Annotated in this window: 1 protein-coding gene; it reads left to right on the forward strand. The window is 74.8% G+C overall.

Annotated elements, in window-relative coordinates; genetic code table 11:
* On the forward strand, positions 1-274 hold a 274-nt coding region (locus ADK65_RS05340; protein ID WP_420708964.1), incomplete at its 5' end, for a hypothetical protein.
* Positions 275-321 lie beyond the last annotated feature (47 nt).

Below are 321 nucleotides of genomic sequence, written 5' to 3' on the forward strand. Positions count from 1 at the left end.
TCTGCGGCGCAGCCTCACCCCCTACACGGACGGAGATTCGCGCATGAAGCACTCCCGTACAGCAGCAGGTGCGGCGGCGGCCACGCTGGCCGCCGGCCTCCTCCTCGGCGGCGCCTCCACGGCCGCCGCAGGCCCGCAGGAAACGGCACAGCGCATCACGACGGAACAGGAGCTGACGCAGAGCGTCCTCGCCGCCGTCGCCCTGGAACGCGAGGGCGGCACCGGGCCCCTCGCCCCCACCGCCCGCGGCATGATGGCCGTCCTCCCGTGCTGAGGAGGCCGACCCGGTGAGCGCCGCCGCCACGGAAGACGACACCACCC

The sequence above is a fragment of the Streptomyces sp. NRRL B-1140 genome, from assembly GCF_001280065.1.
Taxonomy (GTDB): Bacteria; Actinomycetota; Actinomycetes; order Streptomycetales; family Streptomycetaceae; genus Streptomyces.